The following is an 18,608-nucleotide window of genomic DNA, read 5'->3' as shown; positions in this document are numbered from 1 at the left end:
TCCCTGTCTTTTAGGAAGATAAGGTACGAATCAGGTTGGCGTAATCTTCTTTGATATCGTGGCTCTCTTCACGGAGCTGGGCGATCTTACGACAGGCGTGCAGCACAGTCGTGTGGTCGCGACCACCAAAGGCATCGCCGATTTCCGGCAAACTCTGGTTGGTCAGCTCTTTAGAGAGGGCCATGGCCATCTGTCTTGGACGCGCCACACTGCGTGAGCGGCGCTTGGACAGCATATCAGCCATCTTGATCTTGTAGTATTCGGCCACCGTCTTCTGAATGTTGTCTATAGTGACCAATTTTTCCTGCAGAGCCAAGAGGTCGCGCAGGGCTTCGCGCACAAAATCGATGGTGATGGGTCGTCCGGTGAAGTTGGCGTTGGCAATTACCCGGTTCAGGGCACCTTCCAGCTCACGTACGTTGGAGCGCAGACGCTTGGCAATAAAGAAGGCCACTTCGTCGGGCAGATTGATGCCGCTCTCCTGCGCCTTACGCATCAAAATCGCCACCCGGGTCTCAAGCTCTGGTGGCTCGATGGCGACTGTCAGGCCCCAACCAAAGCGGGACTTGAGCCTGTCTTCTACCCCGTCGATCTCTTTGGGATAGCGATCCGAAGTCAGAATGATTTGATGATTGCCTTCCAGCAGCGCGTTAAAGGTGTGGAAGAATTCTTCCTGAGATCGGTCTTTGTTGGCAAAGAACTGAATGTCATCGATAAAGAGCGCGTCAACACTGCGGTAGTAACGCTTGAACTCTTCGATGGCATTGTTTTGCAGCGCCTTGACCATGTCCTGGACAAAACGCTCGGAATGCATGTACACCACCTTGGCATTGGGTTTGTTTTTAATAATGCCATTGCCCACAGCGTGCAGCAGGTGGGTCTTACCCAGACCGGTACCGCCATACAAAAACAGTGGGTTGTAAGCGCCACCCGGATTTTCGGCAACCTGCAAAGCGGCGGCCTTACCCAGTTGGTTGGACTTACCCTCAACGAAGTTGTCGAACTGGTAGGTGGGGTTGATGTTGCTGCGATGATTGCTCACCGCCGGCTCGGGCTGGCTGGCAAAGGCCGCACCTGGCTTGGGCTGAGACGGGGTGGCTTTGACGGTTGCAGCAGGGGTGGCAACCTGCGGCTTGGCAGAAGGACGGCTGCCAATGTCAAAACGCAGTTTGGGGGCATCGTCGCCCATCTGCTCGGTAAAGAATTGGTTGATGGAGTTGATGTACTTGTCGCGTACCCAATCCAACACGAAGCGGTTCGGTGCGTAGAGCACCAGGGTGTCCCCGTCCATTTCGGCCTGTAACGGTCTGATCCACATGCTGAATTGTTGCGCTGAAAGCTCGTCCTGCAGCCTGCCGATACACTGTTGCCAAAGTGAAACCGCCACGTATTCCGTCCCCAAAAAGATCTATCCAAAGGAGGAGTATTCTATCGGGACTCTGACCGGATCGCTATCCTTTAAATAGATTTATCAACAGGAAGATCGTCAGATCTGAATAACTTGGATCCGTCAAGATCGAATCAGATCTTTTTCTGGCCCATGTTGCACAAATCCTGCTTTCTAAAGGGATCCACCTTGATCTATAATGCGCGACCTTCGATCGGTTTTACGCGGGCTGGATCCACCAGATATTGTGTAGATGCACAGAGTTATCCACATTCTGTAGGGTTCTCTGCTAAGCGAAAGGGGAAAAATATTGGCTGTAATGTGTCGCTGGTGTGCCAGAGTTCTTGACGGATGGCGTTTAGGTGATTACAATTCGGCCTCTTTTTTGTGCCCTTGTCTCTGATTTCAGATTTACTGATACCAGCGTCAAGGAATGTTAACCAGTAAAGACGGATTGCCACCATGAGTAAACGTACTTTTCAACCTAGCAACCTGAAGCGCAAGCGTTCTCACGGCTTCCGCGCTCGCATGGCTACAGCTAACGGCCGTAAGGTACTGGCTCGCCGCCGTGCCAAAGGTCGCGCTCGTCTGTCTGCCTAATTCAGGTCGACGTCTAGGTGACTAGCTACACCTTTACGCGGGAGTTACGTTTGTTAACTCCCGCGCAATTTCAAGCTGTTTTTTCCAATCCCATCAAAGCATCTTCTGCTGAAATCACGCTACTTGCCATTCCCAACACACAGGAACATCCTCGTGTGGGTTTAACCGTACCTAAAAAACAGGTTAAACGGGCCCACGACCGTAACAGGGTCAAGCGCGTCATCCGGGAAAGTTTTAGATTGCAGCAACATGAAATCCCCTCACTGGACATAGTTGTGCTGGTGCGCAAAGGGGTGATGGATTTGGATAATGCTGCCCTTCACAAGCTGGTAGACAAGCTATGGCGCAAACTCAGTCGCCGTTTCAATGGCTAGCCACCAAGCTTATTCGCGGCTATCAAGTCTTTATCAGCCCATTCCTTGGGCCTAAGTGCCGTTTTCATCCCACCTGCTCCCATTACGCCATCGAAGCCATCCAGGTTCACGGAGCTATAAAAGGCAGTTGGTTTGCAATCAAACGCATATTAAAATGTCACCCTTTACATCCGGGCGGCCAAGATCCCGTCCCTCCGAAAAAAGACAGGTGTAATAAATAAGGCTATGGAATCACAACGCAATCTATTGCTCATCGGCCTGCTGTTTGTCAGTTTTTTGATCTGGCAACAGTGGGAATCCGACAAGGCACCCAAGCCAGCCACAGAAGTCACTGCGGCGGCCCAAATCCACGATCAGGCTATCAACAGTGATGTTCCAACAGCCAATACCGGAGTACCGGCCACTGTGGCCAGTAATCAGGACCTGATCCGTGTAACCACAGATCAGCTGGATGTGCAGATTAATCCAGTGGGCGGCGACATCGTTCATGCCGCACTGCTGACCCACAAGCTGGAGCAAAACGAAGATGCTCCTTTCGTACTGCTCGAGCAGAAAAACGGTTTCACCTACATCGCCCAAAGTGGTCTGATTGGTCGTGATGGTATCGACAGCGCCGCCAGTGGCCGCGCCAAGTTCGCTGCCGCTGCCAGCGCCTACAAACTGGCCGAAGGCCAGGACACTCTGGAAGTACCGCTGACCCTGACCAACAGTGAAGGCGTAACCTTCACCAAGGTATTTGTGTTCAAGCGTGGCCAGTTTGATGTGGGCGTGGATTACCGCGTAGCCAACAACTCATCAGCCCCTGTGCAGGTGCAGATGTACGGTCAGATTAAGCAAACCATCACTGCCCATGAAAGCAGCATGATGATGCCAACCTACCGCGGCGCCGCCTTCTCAACTGCCGATGTGCGTTACGAGAAGTACAGCTTCGATGACATGGGCAAGAAAGACCTGGAAGAGCCAACCCTGGGTGGCTGGGTTGCCATGCTGCAACACTACTTCGTGTCTGCCTGGGTACCGGCCGCTTCTGACAAGAACACCCTGTTCTCTTCTGTCAGTGCCGGCGGTATGGCCAACATTGGCTTCAAGGGCGCGGTACATGACGTAGCCCCCGGCGCCACTGAAACCATTTCAGCCACCTTCTACGTAGGTCCAAAAGATCAGGCGGCGCTGTCTGCATTGTCTGACACCCTGAACCTGGTAGTGGATTATGGCTTCCTGTGGTGGCTTGCTGTGCCAATCCACTGGATCCTGATGTTCTTCCAGAGCCTGGTGCACAACTGGGGTGTGGCCATTATTCTGGTAACCCTGACTGTACGTGGTCTCCTGTATCCGCTGACCAAGGCGCAATATGTGTCCATGGCCAAGATGCGTAACCTGCAGCCAAAGTTGCAGGACCTGAAAGACCGCTTCGGTGATGACCGCCAGAAAATGGGTCAGGCCATGATGGAGCTGTACAAGAAGGAAAAGGTAAACCCAATGGGCGGCTGTCTGCCAATCCTGTTGCAGATGCCAATCTTCATCGCCCTGTACTGGGTACTGCTGGAAAGCGTTGAGCTGCGCCATGCGCCATTCATGCTGTGGATCCAGGATTTGTCGGTGCAGGACCCTTACTACGTACTGCCGCTGCTGATGGGCGCCTCCATGTGGATGATGCAGAAGATGCAGCCAATGGCCCCCAACATGGACCCAATGCAACAGAAGATGCTGCAGTGGATGCCGGTGATCTTCACCGTGTTCTTCCTGTGGTTCCCTGCGGGTCTGGTACTCTACTGGCTGGTGGGTAACCTGGTTGCCATCACCCAGCAGAAGATTATTTATGCCCAGCTGGAGAAAAAAGGCTTAAAATAAGCCCATTTTTCAGGCTACACACTAAAAAGGCGACCTGAGGTCGCCTTTTTGTTTCCCTTTTGACTTTGAATAACAAGCGGAAAAACAGGTGACAACAGACACTATCGTGGCACAGGCCACAGCGCCCGGTCGGGGCGGCGTAGGTATCATCCGGGTATCCGGCAAGCTGGCCAGCGATGTGGCCAATGCCCTGCTGGGACACCTGCCCAAACCTCGCTACGCCGATTTCTGCGACTTCAAAGCGGCCGATGGCAGCGTGATTGATCAAGGCATAGCCCTGTTCTTTAAAGGCCCCAACTCCTTTACCGGCGAAGACGTGCTGGAACTGCAGGGCCACGGCGGCCAGGTGGTGATGGATATGCTTATTCGCGCCGTGCTCAAGGTCAAAGGGGTGCGTATTGCCCGCCCCGGCGAGTTCAGCGAGCAGGCGTTTATGAACGACAAGCTGGATTTGACCCAGGCCGAAGCCATTGCCGACCTGATTGATGCCACCAGCGAACAGGCCGCCAAGAGCGCCCTGCACTCACTGCAAGGTGAGTTCTCAACTCAGGTGCATACCCTGGTGGACAAAATCACCAACCTGCGTCTGTATGTGGAAGCCGCCATCGACTTTCCAGATGAAGAAGTGGATTTTTTGAGTGACGGCAAAATTGCCGCCGCGCTTTACGCCATCATCGACCAGCTCGATGAAGTGCAGGCCAGCGCCAAGCAAGGCAGCATTATCCGCGAAGGCATGAAGGTGGTGATTGCCGGGCGCCCCAACGCAGGTAAATCCAGCCTGCTCAATGCCCTGGCAGGTAAAGAATCTGCGATTGTGACCGACATTGCCGGCACCACCCGCGACGTTCTGCGCGAGCATATTCACCTCGACGGTATGCCACTGCACATTATCGATACCGCCGGTCTGCGGGACACCACAGACGAAGTGGAGCGTATTGGTATTGAGCGCGCCTGGAGTGAAATAGCCAGCGCCGATCGGGTGCTGTTTATGGTGGATGGCACAGACACGGCGGCGGTTGACCCACACGAGATCTGGCCCGATTTTATCGACCGCCTGCCCCAGGCTCTGGGTGTTACCGTGGTGCGCAACAAAGCCGATCTGACTGGCGAGCCACTGGAGGCCACCGAAGAGCAAGGCTACAGCGTCTACCGGATTTCGGCCAAGACCGGCCTGGGTGTGGATGCGCTCAAGCAGCACCTTAAATCGCTGATGGGTTATCAAAGTAACCTCGAAGGCGGCTTTATCGCCCGTCGTCGTCACCTGGAAGCGCTTGAGCAAGCCTCAGAGCATCTGCAACTGGGCAAGGTGCAGCTGGAAGTGTATCTGGCGGGCGAACTGCTGGCCGAGGAGCTGCGGATGGCGCAGCAGGCACTGTCTGAAATCACTGGCGAATTTACCTCAGACGATTTGCTCGGCAAGATTTTCAGCTCCTTCTGTATCGGCAAATAAGCCGCTTTTTGCGGCATAAAACGCGGTTGTCGCCCAGCGGCAGTCGCGTTTTTTATCGGCTCAACTGAGCAGCCAAAACAGTGCAATACTCACCATCATCAGCGATGACACACGTCCAAGCCAGGCACCGCGGCCCTTGGTCAGCAGCAGTTGATTCACCCTGTGACCGCCGTAGGCATAAATCAGCAGATTCAGGCATTCAATCAGCGCCACCAGACTCACAAACAGCAGGGTCTGGATCCCAAGCGGCAAGCTTGGGCTGATAAAAGGTGGCAGCAAGGTCATCATAAACAACCACGACTTGGGGTTGGAAATCGCCACCGAAAAGCCCCGCAGCATCAGTTCGCCACTGCGGCTGTCCGCCTGCACCGCCGCCAGACTGGTGGATGCATTGCGCCAGCCATCAATCCCCATCCACAGCAGATAAAGCGCGCCAAGGTATTTAAACAGCTGCATCAACAGCGGCTGTTCAACCAACACCTGGGTGTAACCAAGGAGTGCGGTAAGGGCTATCAAGGACACGCCCGCCACTTCGCCGGCAATTACCCACAGCGAGCGCCTGACTCCCAAACTGGCACCAAAACTCAGCGCCAACATCATGCAAAGCCCCGGCGATACCGAAATAACAAAGAAGGTCGGGATAAACATCAGCAGCAAGATCCACTCAGACATCTGCCCGCCCTCACCCTTGTTGCTCTGAAGGTGCAACCAGTCCGGGGATAGCGCCGAGGTAAGCAAGGCCCGCCTCGGTAAATCCGTGGCCCTGCAGCAAAGTGGCGGCAAAAGGTGGCGTTAACAGCGGCATGTCACTGCTAACCCTATGCACCCAATCCGGATTCCCTATGGCAGCAGTGCCAATGGCGACCAGGTCGCCGCCTGCGTCCAGCACCTGCTGCGCCGCAGCGCCGTCACGGATGTTGCCTGCAAACATCAGCGCGGTTTTGCCAATAAGGGCATTGGTCACTTCGCTAAGCAGCGCTGTCTCTTTGCCGCTGGCCTGCTTGAAGCTGTCGCCCATGGAAAAATGCACGTAATCGATATCCGCTGCCGCCAGTAAATCGGTTACTTCCAGCTGATGCTTAAGTTCTATCCCTTCGACATTGGCATAGCTTTCCGGCGACAACCTCACCCCCAACAGGAAGCTGCGGGGCAGTCGCTGACGTATGCCACGGATGATCTCAATCAGCAGCCGGGCACGATTCTCAAGGCTGCCGCCCCAGCGGTCACTGCGCCGGTTAAGCATGGGATTTAAAAAGTTACACAGCAAAAAGTGATGGGCAGCGTGCAGCTCAACCCCATCCAATCCGGCCTGATAGGCGCGCTCGGCAGAAGCAATAAAGGCGGCTATCAGTTGCTGAATTCCGGCTTCATCAAGCTCGGTCACCCCAAGCGGGTAACGGCCACCCGGCGCCTCGGCGCCTGGACCAACAGGTGCAGTGCCATTCAGCGCAGGCGCAGCGCGCACCCCGCCATGATGAAGTTGCACCAGCGCCAGCGCGTTATTTGCCTTTGCCGCCCGGGCAAACCGGCTGAAGGCCTGCTGCTGATGGTCTGTCATCAAGGCTGGCTGCCCTGCCCAGCAGCGACCGCCCGGCCACACCTGGGTAGCCGCCGCAATCAGCAGCCCAAAACCACCTTTGGCGCAATGCTCGAGCCAGTCGAGTTCTGCCTGACTCGGATTACCATCGGCATCGCTCATGTTATGGGTCAGCGGTGCCAGCACGGCACGATTCTTAAGCCGCACACCCGCCCGGGCAAACTCAAACCCGCTGTTTAATGCCTGACGCATTTGTCTCTCCAATTCATCAATCACAATGGCGACACGATAACTCACGACAAAAAAGATATAATCTATCCTTCAGGAAAGACATTGATGCCCAACAAGACACAATCGGCAGTCAATTTCGAGGATAGAAACATGAGCCAACACAAGCTGGATACCTTATATTTAATGCGACTGCTGGTCTGCATTGTGCGCTTTGGCTCCTTTGCCAGGGCGGCAGAGCACTTGGGCATTACCCCGAGTAAGGCCTCGAAAGATTTACGCTATTTAGAACAAAGCCTCAGCACCGTGTTGCTTAACCGCACCACCCGCCGGCTACAGCTGACCGATGCCGGAGAACTCACCTACCGCCAGGCAGACCAGATGCTTGCCCTGCACGAACAGCTGCTGGACGGGCTGCAAAATCGCCGCGAGTGCCTGAGTGGTGAACTCAGAATAACCGCCCCCATGCTGTGGGGCGAAGTGATGCTCACACCGCTGCTGCTTAAATTCAGGCAACAGCACCCATCGGTGCGGCTGGTCACCGACTTCAGTAATCGCACCTCAGATTTACTGCGGGACAATATTCATGTGGCGTTTCGCAGCACCGAGCTTAACCGCGAGCCCTATCTCGCCCGCTTTATTGCCAAGGATGAGATGGTGCTTTGCGCCAGCAAGGCCTATATGAGTGACAAATCAACCCTTTGCAGGCCGGAAGAATTACATCAGCACAGCCTTATCACCCGCTGCACCGATTATTCACGCCACGAACGCTGGACCTTGATGGATAAGGGAAAGGAACTGCATATGGACGTGGCGGGTGAACTTGCCTTCAGCCACAAGCAGGCGATTTATGCTGCCATGCAGCAGGGCTTTGGCATCGCCATCCTGCCCCGCTATCTGGTGGCCGATGAGCTGCTGGCCGGCACTGTGGTCGAAGTATTGCCCGACTTTAGCCCCAAGGGCGCAAGCTTCTATGCGCTTTACACCCAGCGCCGGGCCGAATCGGCGCTGGTGACTCACTTTATCGACTTTGTGATAGCCGAGATGGCTGCCCGCCCGGCGTTCGACGCAGCCTGAGCGGACTGGAACTTATCAATTGCCCGGTGCTTGCGGACCGTTTAACAGAGCTTCATTCAGTTTGGGAAGCTCAGATATGTTTTGCAGGTCGGTCATTTTTTGCAGGTCGTCGCTTCTTTGCGCCAACACCCGCACTATGTTTTCCAGATTAGCGGCAAGCGCTTTGGCCTTTTCTTCGGGGAACTTGCCCGCCAGAGAGGTTTCCAGCTTCTGACGCAGAGCGGCCAGCACAGCTTCTTTGTCTATATCGTCCACCTTGGTTTTAAGCTCAGCGGCGGCGCCGGCAATCTCCTGCAGTTCGGGCAAAATCCTGGCGTTTTTCAGTGGCGCCAGCAGCTCAAGATCCTTCAGGCTGGCACTGTCGACCTTGTCATCCAGGGTCACCAGCAGGTTATCGACCTTATCCAGGGTCTGCTCGCTGCGCTCAAGGAAGGGCGAAATGGCCGAGTCCTGCACCACGCCGGTCAGCTTATCCACTGTCAGGTACAAAAGCGCGGCCACCACAATCACAGGCATCAGCATGCCGGTTACCAACCCAACCCAGAAATTATTCAAACCGGCTGTAAAATTCTTCATCGCAATTCCCTTTAGTGAAGTCGTACTTAAGCGAGGAGTTTCGGCAAAACGCCCTGCCTGCACCACAGTATGATGTTCCGCCATTTTCAACAAGTTGAAACGAGTTGGATACTGGCGCCAGCTCACACATCAGGCTTTGGGCAACTTGCCAGCCAGCATATTCATCAGATGGCCAATCTTGGGCGACAGTTGCCGATTATGGGGATACAGGCCCCAAATGCCTTCTTTGGGTTCCTGAAATGGCTTCAGCAGCACCAGCAAACGGCCGTCGCGAATCGCTTCATCCACATAATAGCCGGGCAGCTGGGCTATCCCCATGCCTGCCAATGCCGCAGCCAGCAGGGTATTGCCGCTGCTGCAACTTAGCCGCCCTTTCACCTTCAGGCTGCGAAGCTTGCCCTCCTCCTGGAAGCGCCAGAATGGCAGGCTGCCGAGCAAACATTGATGACGACTGAGCTCCGACAGCGAATGGGGCGCACCATGACGGCTGACATACTCAGGCGACGCCACCAGATACTGCACCCGCTCGGCCAGCTTTCGCGCCATCATTGAGGAATCCGGCAACACCCCGAGGCGAATCGCCAAATCAAAACCGCCCTGCACCAAATCCAGCTGTTGATTGGTCAGCTCGCATTGCACTTCCACCTGCGGAAATTGCTGCATGTATTCCAATACAATTGGCATCACGTATTGCTCGCCGTAGGTCACAGGCGCCGTCATACGGATAAGCCCGCGCGGCTCATTTTTAAGGGACGACACCGCCCGCTCGGCTTCATCCAGACCATCGAGTACCTGGCGGCAGTGGCGGTAAAACAGTTGCCCGTCTTCGGTGAGCGACACCTTGCGCGTAGTGCGGTACAAAAGCTTACTGCCGAGGCGCTCTTCAAGCTCGCGCACCTGGCGGCTTACCTGGGCGGTACTGATCCCAAGCCGACCGGCAGCCGTGGTAAAGCTGTGCGCCTCGGCCACGGCCACAAATTCACAAATCCCTTCCCAGCGCATGATTATTTCTATCCAGTAAAAGTCATTTACCAATACAGCCGATTATCAATCATCAGCAAAGAAATACAATCAATCCCATCAAGCTTGCCGCAACGCTGTGCGCGCGGCTGTGCCTTTCGGGCCAATTGCCCCAAACCGACATATCAGGGAGGAACCCCATGTCAGCATCTTTTATTAAATCCCGCGCCGCCATTGCCTGGGGCCCGGGCCAGCCCTTATCCGTTGAAGAAGTGGATGTAATGTTGCCCAAGGCAGGCGAAGTGCTGGTGCGGATTGTCGCCACCGGTGTGTGCCATACAGATGCCTTTACCCTGTCGGGCGATGACCCCGAAGGCGTGTTTCCTGCGATTTTGGGCCACGAAGGCGGCGGCATTGTGGAAATGGTCGGCGAAGGCGTGACCAGCGTGGCAGTGGGCGACCATGTGATCCCGCTTTACACCGCCGAGTGCGGCAAATGTAAGTTCTGCACCTCGGGCAAGACCAACCTGTGCTCGGCGGTGCGTGCCACCCAGGGCAAGGGCCTGATGCCAGACGGCACCACCCGCTTTTATAAAGATGGCGAGCCGATTTATCACTACATGGGCTGCTCCACCTTCAGCGAATACACGGTGCTGCCGGAAATATCCCTCGCCAAAGTTAACCCCGAAGCGCCGCTGGAAGAAGTGTGTCTGCTGGGCTGCGGCGTCACCACCGGCATGGGCGCGGTGCTCAAAACCGCCAAGGTGAAAAAAGGCGACACAGTGGCGATTTTCGGCCTCGGCGGTATTGGTTTGTCGGCTGTGATTGGCGCCACCATGGCCGGTGCCAGCCGGATCATAGGTATAGATATCAACGACAGCAAATTTGAACTGGCCAAAAAGCTCGGCGCCACCGACTGCATCAACCCCAAAGACTACGACAAGCCGATTCAGGACGTGATTGTTGAGATGACCGACGGTGGCGTGGACTTCTCATTTGAGTGCATCGGCAATGTGAATGTGATGCGAAGCGCGCTGGAGTGTTGCCACAAGGGCTGGGGCGAGTCGGTGATCATTGGCGTGGCGGGCGCCGGGCAGGAAATTTCCACCCGTCCGTTCCAGCTGGTCACCGGCCGGGTGTGGCGCGGCAGTGCCTTTGGCGGCGTGAAAGGACGCTCCGAACTGCCGGGCATTGTTGAACAGTATCTGCGTGGCGAATTTGCCCTGAGTGACTTTATCACCCACACCATGGGACTGGATGCGATTAACGAAGCGTTCGATCTGATGCACGAAGGCAAAAGTATCCGCAGCGTGATCCATTACGATCGCAAATAAGGAGCGGCCATGACTCTGGAACTTGTCAGTGCCAATCGCAGCTTCGGCGGATGGCACAAGCAGTACAGCCATCAATCTGCCAGTCTGGATTGCAAAATGCGCTTTGCGATTTTTTTGCCGCCCCAGGCCGAAACCCAAAGCGTCCCTGTACTTTATTGGTTATCTGGGCTGACCTGCAGCGATGAAAACTTTATGCAGAAGGCTGGCGCCCAGCGCCTGGCCGCGACGCTTGGGCTTGCGATTGTGGCCATGGACACCAGCCCGCGCGGCGACGGCGTAGCCGACGATCCCGATGGCGCCTGGGACTTTGGCCTGGGGGCAGGTTTTTATCTCAATGCCACCGAAGCGCCATGGAGTAAGCACTACCGCATGTACGATTATGTGGTGAAAGAGCTGCCGAAGCTGATTGAAGCCAACTTTCCGGTCAGCAACAAACGCAGCATTGCCGGCCACTCCATGGGCGGCCACGGCGCCCTGACCATAGCGCTGAAAAACCCAGGTCGCTACGCCAGCGTGTCGGCGTTCAGCCCCATCTGCAATCCATGCCAAAGCCCCTGGGGTCAAAAGGCCTTTGGCAATTATTTGGGTAAAGACAGGGAAAGCTGGCGCGAATACGACAGCTGCGAACTGATAGGCCGCGGCGCCGATCCTATTCCCATGCTGGTGGATCAGGGCGATGCCGACAGCTTTTTAGAAATTGAACTGATGCCGCAGCGGCTGGTGGACGCAGCCGCCCGGGCGGATTTTCCGTTAAATCTGCGGATGCAGCCTGGCTACGATCACAGCTATTACTTCATCGCGAGCTTTATTGATGAGCACCTGGAGTTCCACCACCACTGGTTGACCAGGGGATAGTAAATTCTGCCAGCAAGGGCGCATGATCCGACAATTCTGTTGCCGGTGACTGCGCCCTTTTCAGCTCAAGGCCACGGTAAAACAACCAATCGAGTGGCATTCCCAAGCCATGACGCCGTTCATCCGGCGCAAAGGTAGCCGAGTTTAATCCTGATGATTCAATTAGTTGCTTAAGCCTTTCGAACCTATCCTGGCCCCAGCTGTTAAAATCGCCGCCAAAAAGAACCGGTCCCTGATGGGCGCCAATTAGGCTGAACAAAGCCGAAAGCTGCGTTTCCCAGTGGCTGAGTGAGAGATCGAAATTGATCCCGTGCAGATTAATCACCAGCAGAGTTTGGCCATTACTCAAACGGTAATAACTGCTCAAGGCGCCCTTGGGGATCCGTAAAAAGGGCTCGCTGGACAGGCTGCCGCACACCCTGGTAGCAGCGGCTTTTGCAGCCGTCATCACGCCATAATCCACGTCTTGAAACCGAAAAGCCGTTAAGTTGGCGTACTCAAAACCCGCGTCGGTGATGGCAGAGTGAAAGCTTTCGGTTTGCCCGGCTTCCTGCAACAGCATCAATTGCCAATGTTTTCCTGTCGACCAAAGTGCCTCAGGCCAGTACCCATCTGCCTGTTTATGGATATTCCACACCAGCACGGCGATTTGGCCGTTATTGTCGACAACGCCACTGGCCTGTTGGTACTCCAGACAGCTGTCGTTCGATGCTATATAAGCAGCGCCTGAGTGCGACAGCTGCGGCAACTGGCCATTTGGGAACTTGGGCAAGTTCTGCCAAACAGTGACAACCAACAGGATTACGGCAAACAAAACGATGCGAAACAACAGCCTTTGCAAAACGGTCATATAAAGGTATCCAATCCATTGAACTTCACCAGGCTGCGTCATGCTATCACAGGCGTGTCGGGCATCGGATCCATTTCACCGGCCGCGCCTTTGGGCTACCATGACGCCAACCCTTTTCGCATCAACGGACGTAACGATGGCAAAGATAGAAATCCTGATTGGTACCACCCTGGGCGGCAGCGAGTACGTGGCCGATGAACTGGCCGCGGTACTGAGCGACGCAGGCCACGAATGCAATACCTATTTGGATCCCTCGCTGGAAGAGCTGGATACCAGCGCCCTGTGGCTGGTGGTGTCGGCTACCCACGGCGCCGGCGATCTGCCCGATAATCTGCAGCCTTTTGCCAAGCAACTGATGCTGGCAATGCCGGATCTGAGTGGTTTGCGCTATGCCCTTTGCGCCATTGGTGATTCCAGCTACGACACCTTCTGTGAAGGCCCGGAAGCCCTTGTCGATTTATTGGACGACGCCGGTGCAAAAGCCTTTGTGGATAAGATCCGGATCGATGTACAGGCCGATCCCGTGCCGGAAGAGCCAGCCATTCAGTGGTTACAATCCTGGATGACCAGTCTTTAAGATCGGCTCATAGATCTTATCCCCACTCACTCACAAGTTAGATCTTTCTTATCCACAAATCTTGTTAGTTAATAATAAATTTGTGGATAAGATATTATTTAGATCTGATCTACCGTTGCATTACTCACTACCCGATCCGCTCAAAGATCCACCCTGTGGATAAAACACCGATCTATCCCCACCTTTTCTGGCAGTAGATCGCCAACAGATCACAGGATCTGGATCGCGCTATTTATTGTATTAAAAGGCTTTTTAGGCTTAACCACAGAAAATGGCGATCCTAATAGAAGATAAATATAAGAAGATCTATATAAAGATCTTAAGATCTATAAGGCGATCCCCTTTGGATCTTTCTGATGAAAGAGATCGTTCAACTCTGGCCTCAGCAGTGTTAAAATGCCCGGCTCGACTGAGGATCCTCTTTTTCGCTTTAAGGTAGTGTCATGCAATTTCATGAACGGTTTGATGTAATAGTTGTCGGCGGTGGTCATGCCGGTACCGAAGCCGCCCTGGCGGCAGCCCGCATGGGTTGCAAGACGCTGCTGCTGACCCATAACGTGGATACGTTGGGGCAAATGTCCTGTAATCCGGCCATCGGTGGCATTGGTAAAGGCCATCTGGTGAAGGAAATCGATGCCCTTGGCGGTGCCATGGCGATCGCAACCGACTTCTCCGGGATCCAGTTCCGTACTCTCAATTCCAGCAAAGGCCCGGCTGTACGTGCTACCCGTGCTCAGGCAGACAGAGCGCTCTACAAAGCCAAGATATTGAATATGCTGCAATTGCAGCCAAACCTGCGTATTTTCCAGCAGGCAGTAGACGATCTGGTGGTAGAGAACGGCCGCGTGGTGGGTGCCATTACCCAAATGGGTCTGGCCTTTGAAGCGCCAGCTGTAGTGCTGACGGCAGGCACCTTCCTGGGTGGCAAAATTCACATTGGTTTGGAAAACTACAGTGGCGGCCGTGCAGGCGATCAACCCGCCATTGCCCTTGCCCATCGATTACGGGAACTGCCACTGCGTGTAGGTCGCTTAAAAACCGGCACCCCACCGCGTATTGATGCCCGTACCATTGATTTTTCGGCCATGACTGAGCAGAAAGGCGACTCGCCGCTGCCGGTGATGTCTTTTATCGGTGAAGTAAGCCAGCACCCTGAGCAGATCTCCTGCTACATCACCCACACCAACGAGCGTACTCACGACATCATCCGTGGCGGGTTGGACAGAAGCCCCATGTACTCCGGGGTGATTGAGGGTATTGGTCCCCGTTACTGCCCGTCCATTGAAGACAAAATCCATCGTTTTTCCGACAAGAACTCGCATCAGATCTTTATCGAGCCAGAAGGCCTGACGACCACAGAAATTTACCCCAACGGCATCTCTACCAGTCTGCCATTCGATGTGCAGATCGAGCTGGTGCGCTCTATCCGCGGTATGGAACAGGCTGAGATCGTTCGTCCCGGTTATGCCATTGAGTACGATTATTTCGATCCACGTGATTTGAAAAACTCTCTGGAAACCAAAGTGATAGATGGTTTGTTCTTTGCCGGACAAATCAACGGCACCACAGGTTACGAAGAAGCCGGTGCTCAGGGATTGCTGGCCGGTATGAACGCCGCACTGCAGGTGCAGGGCAAAGAAGCCTGGGCGCCACGGCGCGATCAGGCTTACCTCGGAGTGTTGGTGGACGATCTGTCGACCCTGGGTACCAAAGAGCCCTACCGCATGTTCACCAGCCGCGCCGAATACCGCCTGCTGCTGCGTGAAGACAATGCCGATCTGCGCCTGACCGAAACCGGCCGTGAACTGGGCCTAGTGGACGACTTCCGCTGGCAGAAATTCAACGAGAAGCGTGAATCCATCGAGACTGAGCAGCAGCGCCTGCGCAGCCAGTGGGTGCACATGAACTCACCGCAACTGGCTGAACTGAATGAAACCCTGAGCGCGCCGCTGTCGCGGGAAGCATCTCTTGAAGATCTGCTGCGCCGTCCGGAAATGGATTACGAATCGCTGATGAAGATCGAGGGCTTCGGCCCAGGTCTTGCCGATCCGCTGGCCGCCGAACAGGTGCAGATTCAGGTGAAATACGCCGGTTACATCCAGCGTCAGCAGGATGAAATTGCCAAGGCCGAGCGTAACGAAAACACCCGTTTGCCTCTGGATCTGGACTACAGCGAAGTGCCGGGCCTGTCCAACGAGGTGACTGCCAAGCTCAATAACCACAAGCCGGAAACCATAGGTCAGGCGTCGCGCATTTCCGGTGTGACTCCGGCGGCCATTTCCATCTTGCTGGTTCACCTCAAAAAGCGTGGTCTGCTCAGAAAGAGCGCCTGAGTCGCTCGAAGCTGAACCAAAGGGAAGGCGCTGCCCTTCCCTTCACTTTTTCTGCCCTTCATAATAGCCCCATCAAACGTGGCATTAACGGAGTATCATCCTGTGTTAGCCGATAAACTCAGCCGGGATCTGGCCAAAGCCGGTCTTGAAATCAGTGCCGAACAGCAAACCAAACTGCTGGCCTTTGTGGCGCTGCTGGACAAGTGGAACAAGGCTTACAACCTGACGTCGGTAAGGGATCCGGGGCAGATGCTGACCCGTCATATCCTCGACAGCCTGGTGGTGTCGCCCCATTTGAGTGGCGATCGTTTTATCGATGTGGGCACAGGCCCTGGTTTGCCGGGGATCCCGCTGGCCATTATCAACCCTGACAAAGAATTTGTGCTGCTGGATAGCCTGGGCAAGCGTATTCGCTTCCAAAAGCAGGTGGCACTGGAGCTTGGGCTGAAAAACATCAGTTCGGTGGAAAGCCGGGTTGAGTTGTACCAGCCGGAGCAAGGGTTTGATGGGGTACTGAGCCGCGCCTTTGCCTCTGTGGGCGACATGCTCAGCTGGTGCCATCATCTGCCTGCTGAGCACGGTAGTTTTTATGCGCTCAAAGGCCAACTCAGCGATGAAGAGATGGCCGGGATCCCGCAAGGCTTTGTGTTAACAGAAACTGTCCGCCTGGACGTGCCGGGTCTGGATGAGCAGCGCCATCTGCTGAAATTGGTTAAAGCGTGAGTCTGCGCCTTGCAATTGGGCGCAACATCAAGCAACTTGTCCAAGGCACTGTGCCTGGAATGAACGACACAACGACAACAGGGTGAGATTGTGGGGAAAGTCATTGCCGTAGCCAACCAGAAAGGTGGCGTAGGAAAAACAACAACTTGCATTAACCTGGCGGCCTCTTTGGCGGCGACCAGACGCAAGGTACTGCTGATTGACCTCGATCCCCAGGGCAACGCCACTATGGGCAGCGGCGTCGATAAGTACGAAGCCGAAAACACCGCCTATGAGCTGCTCGTGGAAGAAAAGCCCTTCGATGAAGTGGTGATCCGAGACACCCAAGGCAAGTACGATCTCATTGCTGCCAACGGTGATGTGACTGCCGCCGAAATCAAGCTGATGGAATTCTTCGCCCGTGAAGTGCGGCTGCGCAATGCGCTGTCTGCCGTCAGGGACGAGTATGATTTTATCTTTATCGACTGCCCGCCTTCGCTGAACATGCTGACGGTAAATGCCATGTCGGCCGCCGACTCTGTGCTGGTGCCCATGCAGTGTGAGTACTTTGCGCTGGAAGGTCTCACCGCCCTTATCGATACCATCGGCAAGCTGGCCTCCATGGTGAATCCGGGGCTTGGCATCGAAGGAATTTTGCGTACCATGTACGATCCTCGCAACCGATTGGCCAATGACGTGTCCGATCAGCTCAAGCAGCATTTTGGCGAGAAGGTTTACCGCACTGTGATCCCCCGTAATATTCGTCTGGCTGAGGCTCCAAGTTTTGGCGCGCCCGCCATGTACTACGACAAATCCAGTGCCGGCGCCAAGGCCTACCTGGCCCTGGCGGGAGAGATTATTCGCCGGGGTGAGCAAACCCAGGCAAAGAAGCAGGCGTAAGGATTAGCAATGACTTTGAAAAAACGGGGCTTGGGTAAGGGACTGGATGCGCTGCTGAGCACCAGCCATGCCGCCAGCAAGAAACTGGAACAGGAAGCCGCGCGGGCCGACAAACAGGACGATTTGGTCCATCTGGACGTGGATTTGCTGCAGCCCGGCAAGTATCAGCCCCGTAAAGACATGTCTCCAGAGGCGCTGGAGGAGTTGGCAGAGTCCATTCGTGCTCAGGGCATCATTCAGCCCATAGTGGTGCGTAAAATCGCCGAGCAAAAGTATGAAATTATCGCCGGTGAACGCCGCTGGCGTGCGTCGCAACTGGCGAAGCTTGAAAAAGTACCTTGTATTATCAAGCAAGTACCCGATGAATCCGCCGTGGCCATCGCGCTGATTGAAAACATTCAGCGCGAAGATTTGAATGCCATGGAAGAGGCGATTGCGCTGCAGCGCCTGCTGGAAGAATTTGAACTCACCCACCAGCAGGTGGCCGATGCTGTGGGCAAATCGCGCACTACGGTCACTAACCTGCTGCGTCTCAACAGTCTGAACGACCCCGTTAAGCGCTTGCTTGAATACGGTGATATCGACATGGGGCATGCCCGTGCACTGCTCGCCGTAGAGGGTGAAGAACAGACAAATCTGGCAAGATTGGTTGCCGCTAAAGAGCTCACCGTTCGGGAAACTGAACGATTAATTAATAGAAGCTTAAATCCTCCCAAAGAAGCTGAAAAAGCTGTCAAAGATCACGATGTAACCCGTCTCGAGCAGCAGTTGATTGAGAAGCTTGGTGCCAAGGTTTCGATAAACCATGGCAGTAAGGGCAAAGGTAAAATTGTAATTAACTACCAAAATCTTGCTGAATTAGACGGGATTCTCAGCAAAATCCGCTGATTTAATGCAGTTAACAGAGTTTCATGTAAATTTGTGACGAATGTTAATCTTTGCATTTTGAATCTTTGGTCGTAGAACCGCTGAAAAGTGGCGATTTTGCGCATCTCAAAGTTGCATTGAAGGCCCGAA

19 protein-coding genes are annotated in these 18,608 nt (G+C 54.7%); 13 read left to right on the top strand and 6 right to left on the bottom strand.

Going from position 1 to position 18,608, the window contains the following annotated elements; genetic code table 11:
* Positions 1-10 precede the first annotated feature (10 nt).
* On the bottom strand, positions 11-1,387 hold the full coding sequence (dnaA, locus tag STH12_RS18180; protein ID WP_126168862.1) for a chromosomal replication initiator protein DnaA: 1,377 nt from the start codon (positions 1,385-1,387) through the stop codon (positions 11-13).
* Positions 1,388-1,849: 462 nt separating this feature from the next.
* On the opposite strand from dnaA, the gene rpmH reads away from it, so the two are divergent.
* The 5 genes from rpmH to mnmE all read left to right on the top strand — a co-directional run bounded on the left by rpmH (position 1,850) and on the right by mnmE (position 5,662).
* Positions 1,850-1,987 (top strand): 50S ribosomal protein L34, encoded by a 138-nt coding sequence (rpmH, locus tag STH12_RS18175; RefSeq protein ID WP_011758135.1) that lies wholly within the window; start codon positions 1,850-1,852, stop codon positions 1,985-1,987.
* 17 nt (positions 1,988-2,004) lie between these two features.
* Positions 2,005-2,361 (top strand): ribonuclease P protein component, encoded by a 357-nt coding sequence (gene rnpA / locus STH12_RS18170; RefSeq protein WP_126168861.1) that lies wholly within the window; start codon positions 2,005-2,007, stop codon positions 2,359-2,361.
* Complete coding sequence (gene yidD, locus STH12_RS18165; RefSeq protein ID WP_126168860.1) at positions 2,328-2,582, top strand: membrane protein insertion efficiency factor YidD; 255 nt, start codon at positions 2,328-2,330, stop codon at positions 2,580-2,582. Before rnpA ends, yidD begins: the two co-directional genes overlap by 34 nt.
* A gap of 4 nt (positions 2,583-2,586) precedes the next feature.
* Complete coding sequence (gene yidC / locus STH12_RS18160) at positions 2,587-4,212, top strand: membrane protein insertase YidC (protein WP_126168859.1); 1,626 nt, start codon at positions 2,587-2,589, stop codon at positions 4,210-4,212.
* Positions 4,213-4,300: 88 nt separating this feature from the next.
* The gene (mnmE, locus tag STH12_RS18155; protein WP_126168858.1) at positions 4,301-5,662 is read left to right on the top strand and encodes a tRNA uridine-5-carboxymethylaminomethyl(34) synthesis GTPase MnmE; all 1,362 of its coding nucleotides are present in this window, start codon (positions 4,301-4,303) and stop codon (positions 5,660-5,662) included.
* A 60-nt stretch (positions 5,663-5,722) separates the two neighbouring features.
* Here mnmE and STH12_RS18150 read toward each other — a convergent pair whose 3' ends face one another.
* Positions 5,723-6,334, bottom strand: coding sequence for a LysE family translocator (locus STH12_RS18150; RefSeq protein ID WP_126168857.1), 612 nt, complete (start codon positions 6,332-6,334; stop codon positions 5,723-5,725).
* A gap of 10 nt (positions 6,335-6,344) precedes the next feature.
* Complete coding sequence (locus tag STH12_RS18145; protein WP_126168856.1) at positions 6,345-7,451, bottom strand: NADH:flavin oxidoreductase; 1,107 nt, start codon at positions 7,449-7,451, stop codon at positions 6,345-6,347.
* Positions 7,452-7,580: 129 nt separating this feature from the next.
* On the opposite strand from STH12_RS18145, the gene STH12_RS18140 reads away from it, so the two are divergent.
* Entirely contained in the window at positions 7,581-8,504 is a 924-nt protein-coding gene (locus tag STH12_RS18140) for a LysR family transcriptional regulator (protein WP_126168855.1), read from the top strand.
* A 15-nt stretch (positions 8,505-8,519) separates the two neighbouring features.
* Here the strand turns inward: STH12_RS18140 and STH12_RS18135 are convergent, their stop codons facing one another.
* Positions 8,520-9,080 (bottom strand): hypothetical protein, encoded by a 561-nt coding sequence (locus STH12_RS18135; RefSeq protein WP_237158664.1) that lies wholly within the window; start codon positions 9,078-9,080, stop codon positions 8,520-8,522.
* 129 nt (positions 9,081-9,209) lie between these two features.
* Complete coding sequence (locus tag STH12_RS18130; protein WP_126169579.1) at positions 9,210-10,085, bottom strand: LysR family transcriptional regulator; 876 nt, start codon at positions 10,083-10,085, stop codon at positions 9,210-9,212.
* A gap of 155 nt (positions 10,086-10,240) precedes the next feature.
* Here STH12_RS18130 and STH12_RS18125 point away from each other — a divergent pair, with 155 nt between their 5' ends.
* Positions 10,241-11,374, top strand: a complete 1,134-nt coding sequence (locus STH12_RS18125; RefSeq protein ID WP_011758127.1) for an S-(hydroxymethyl)glutathione dehydrogenase/class III alcohol dehydrogenase — start codon at positions 10,241-10,243, stop codon at positions 11,372-11,374.
* Positions 11,375-11,383: 9 nt separating this feature from the next.
* Complete coding sequence (fghA, locus tag STH12_RS18120) at positions 11,384-12,229, top strand: S-formylglutathione hydrolase (RefSeq protein WP_126168854.1); 846 nt, start codon at positions 11,384-11,386, stop codon at positions 12,227-12,229.
* Here fghA and STH12_RS18115 read toward each other — a convergent pair.
* The gene (locus tag STH12_RS18115) at positions 12,180-13,079 is read right to left on the bottom strand and encodes an endonuclease/exonuclease/phosphatase family protein (RefSeq protein ID WP_164551250.1); all 900 of its coding nucleotides are present in this window, start codon (positions 13,077-13,079) and stop codon (positions 12,180-12,182) included. The genes fghA and STH12_RS18115 overlap by 50 nt on opposite strands.
* Positions 13,080-13,215: 136 nt before the next feature.
* Between STH12_RS18115 and mioC the strand changes: the two genes are divergently transcribed.
* From mioC to STH12_RS18090, 5 genes are all read left to right on the top strand, one after another.
* Positions 13,216-13,656 (top strand): FMN-binding protein MioC, encoded by a 441-nt coding sequence (mioC, locus tag STH12_RS18110; protein ID WP_126168852.1) that lies wholly within the window; start codon positions 13,216-13,218, stop codon positions 13,654-13,656.
* Positions 13,657-14,099: 443 nt separating this feature from the next.
* A complete protein-coding gene (gene mnmG, locus STH12_RS18105; protein WP_126168851.1) occupies positions 14,100-15,989 on the top strand; it encodes a tRNA uridine-5-carboxymethylaminomethyl(34) synthesis enzyme MnmG in 1,890 nt (629 codons plus the stop codon).
* Between the two features lie 102 nt (positions 15,990-16,091).
* Positions 16,092-16,712 carry a 16S rRNA (guanine(527)-N(7))-methyltransferase RsmG gene (gene rsmG / locus STH12_RS18100; protein WP_126168850.1) on the top strand — a complete coding sequence of 207 codons (621 nt, stop codon included), beginning with the start codon at positions 16,092-16,094 and terminating at the stop codon, positions 16,710-16,712.
* A 90-nt stretch (positions 16,713-16,802) separates the two neighbouring features.
* Positions 16,803-17,591 (top strand): ParA family protein, encoded by a 789-nt coding sequence (locus STH12_RS18095; protein ID WP_126168849.1) that lies wholly within the window; start codon positions 16,803-16,805, stop codon positions 17,589-17,591.
* A gap of 9 nt (positions 17,592-17,600) precedes the next feature.
* Positions 17,601-18,479 carry a ParB/RepB/Spo0J family partition protein gene (locus STH12_RS18090; protein WP_126168848.1) on the top strand — a complete coding sequence of 293 codons (879 nt, stop codon included), beginning with the start codon at positions 17,601-17,603 and terminating at the stop codon, positions 18,477-18,479.
* Positions 18,480-18,608 lie beyond the last annotated feature (129 nt).

Source organism: Shewanella khirikhana, assembly GCF_003957745.1.
Taxonomy (GTDB): domain Bacteria; phylum Pseudomonadota; class Gammaproteobacteria; order Enterobacterales; family Shewanellaceae; genus Shewanella; species Shewanella khirikhana.
Note: the sequence above shows the minus strand (reverse complement) of the source record. Positions and strands in the feature narration are given on the sequence as shown.

What these genes read in the sequence shown, in the direction of transcription:
- STH12_RS18140 (WP_126168855.1), top strand. Translation starts at nt 7,581, where the DNA reads ATGAGCCAACACAAGCTGGATACCTTATATTTAATGCGACTGCTGGTC.
- STH12_RS18125 (WP_011758127.1), top strand. Translation starts at nt 10,241, where the DNA reads ATGTCAGCATCTTTTATTAAATCCCGCGCCGCCATTGCCTGGGGCCCG.
- STH12_RS18090 (WP_126168848.1), top strand. Translation starts at nt 17,601, where the DNA reads ATGACTTTGAAAAAACGGGGCTTGGGTAAGGGACTGGATGCGCTGCTG.
- mioC (WP_126168852.1), top strand. Translation starts at nt 13,216, where the DNA reads ATGGCAAAGATAGAAATCCTGATTGGTACCACCCTGGGCGGCAGCGAG.
- yidD (WP_126168860.1), top strand. Translation starts at nt 2,328, where the DNA reads ATGGCGCAAACTCAGTCGCCGTTTCAATGGCTAGCCACCAAGCTTATT.
- yidC (WP_126168859.1), top strand. Translation starts at nt 2,587, where the DNA reads ATGGAATCACAACGCAATCTATTGCTCATCGGCCTGCTGTTTGTCAGT.
- STH12_RS18135 (WP_237158664.1), bottom strand. Translation starts at nt 9,080, where the DNA reads ATGAAGAATTTTACAGCCGGTTTGAATAATTTCTGGGTTGGGTTGGTA.
- STH12_RS18145 (WP_126168856.1), bottom strand. Translation starts at nt 7,451, where the DNA reads ATGCGTCAGGCATTAAACAGCGGGTTTGAGTTTGCCCGGGCGGGTGTG.
- fghA (WP_126168854.1), top strand. Translation starts at nt 11,384, where the DNA reads ATGACTCTGGAACTTGTCAGTGCCAATCGCAGCTTCGGCGGATGGCAC.
- rpmH (WP_011758135.1), top strand. Translation starts at nt 1,850, where the DNA reads ATGAGTAAACGTACTTTTCAACCTAGCAACCTGAAGCGCAAGCGTTCT.
- STH12_RS18115 (WP_164551250.1), bottom strand. Translation starts at nt 13,079, where the DNA reads ATGACCGTTTTGCAAAGGCTGTTGTTTCGCATCGTTTTGTTTGCCGTA.
- mnmG (WP_126168851.1), top strand. Translation starts at nt 14,100, where the DNA reads ATGCAATTTCATGAACGGTTTGATGTAATAGTTGTCGGCGGTGGTCAT.
- STH12_RS18150 (WP_126168857.1), bottom strand. Translation starts at nt 6,334, where the DNA reads ATGTCTGAGTGGATCTTGCTGCTGATGTTTATCCCGACCTTCTTTGTT.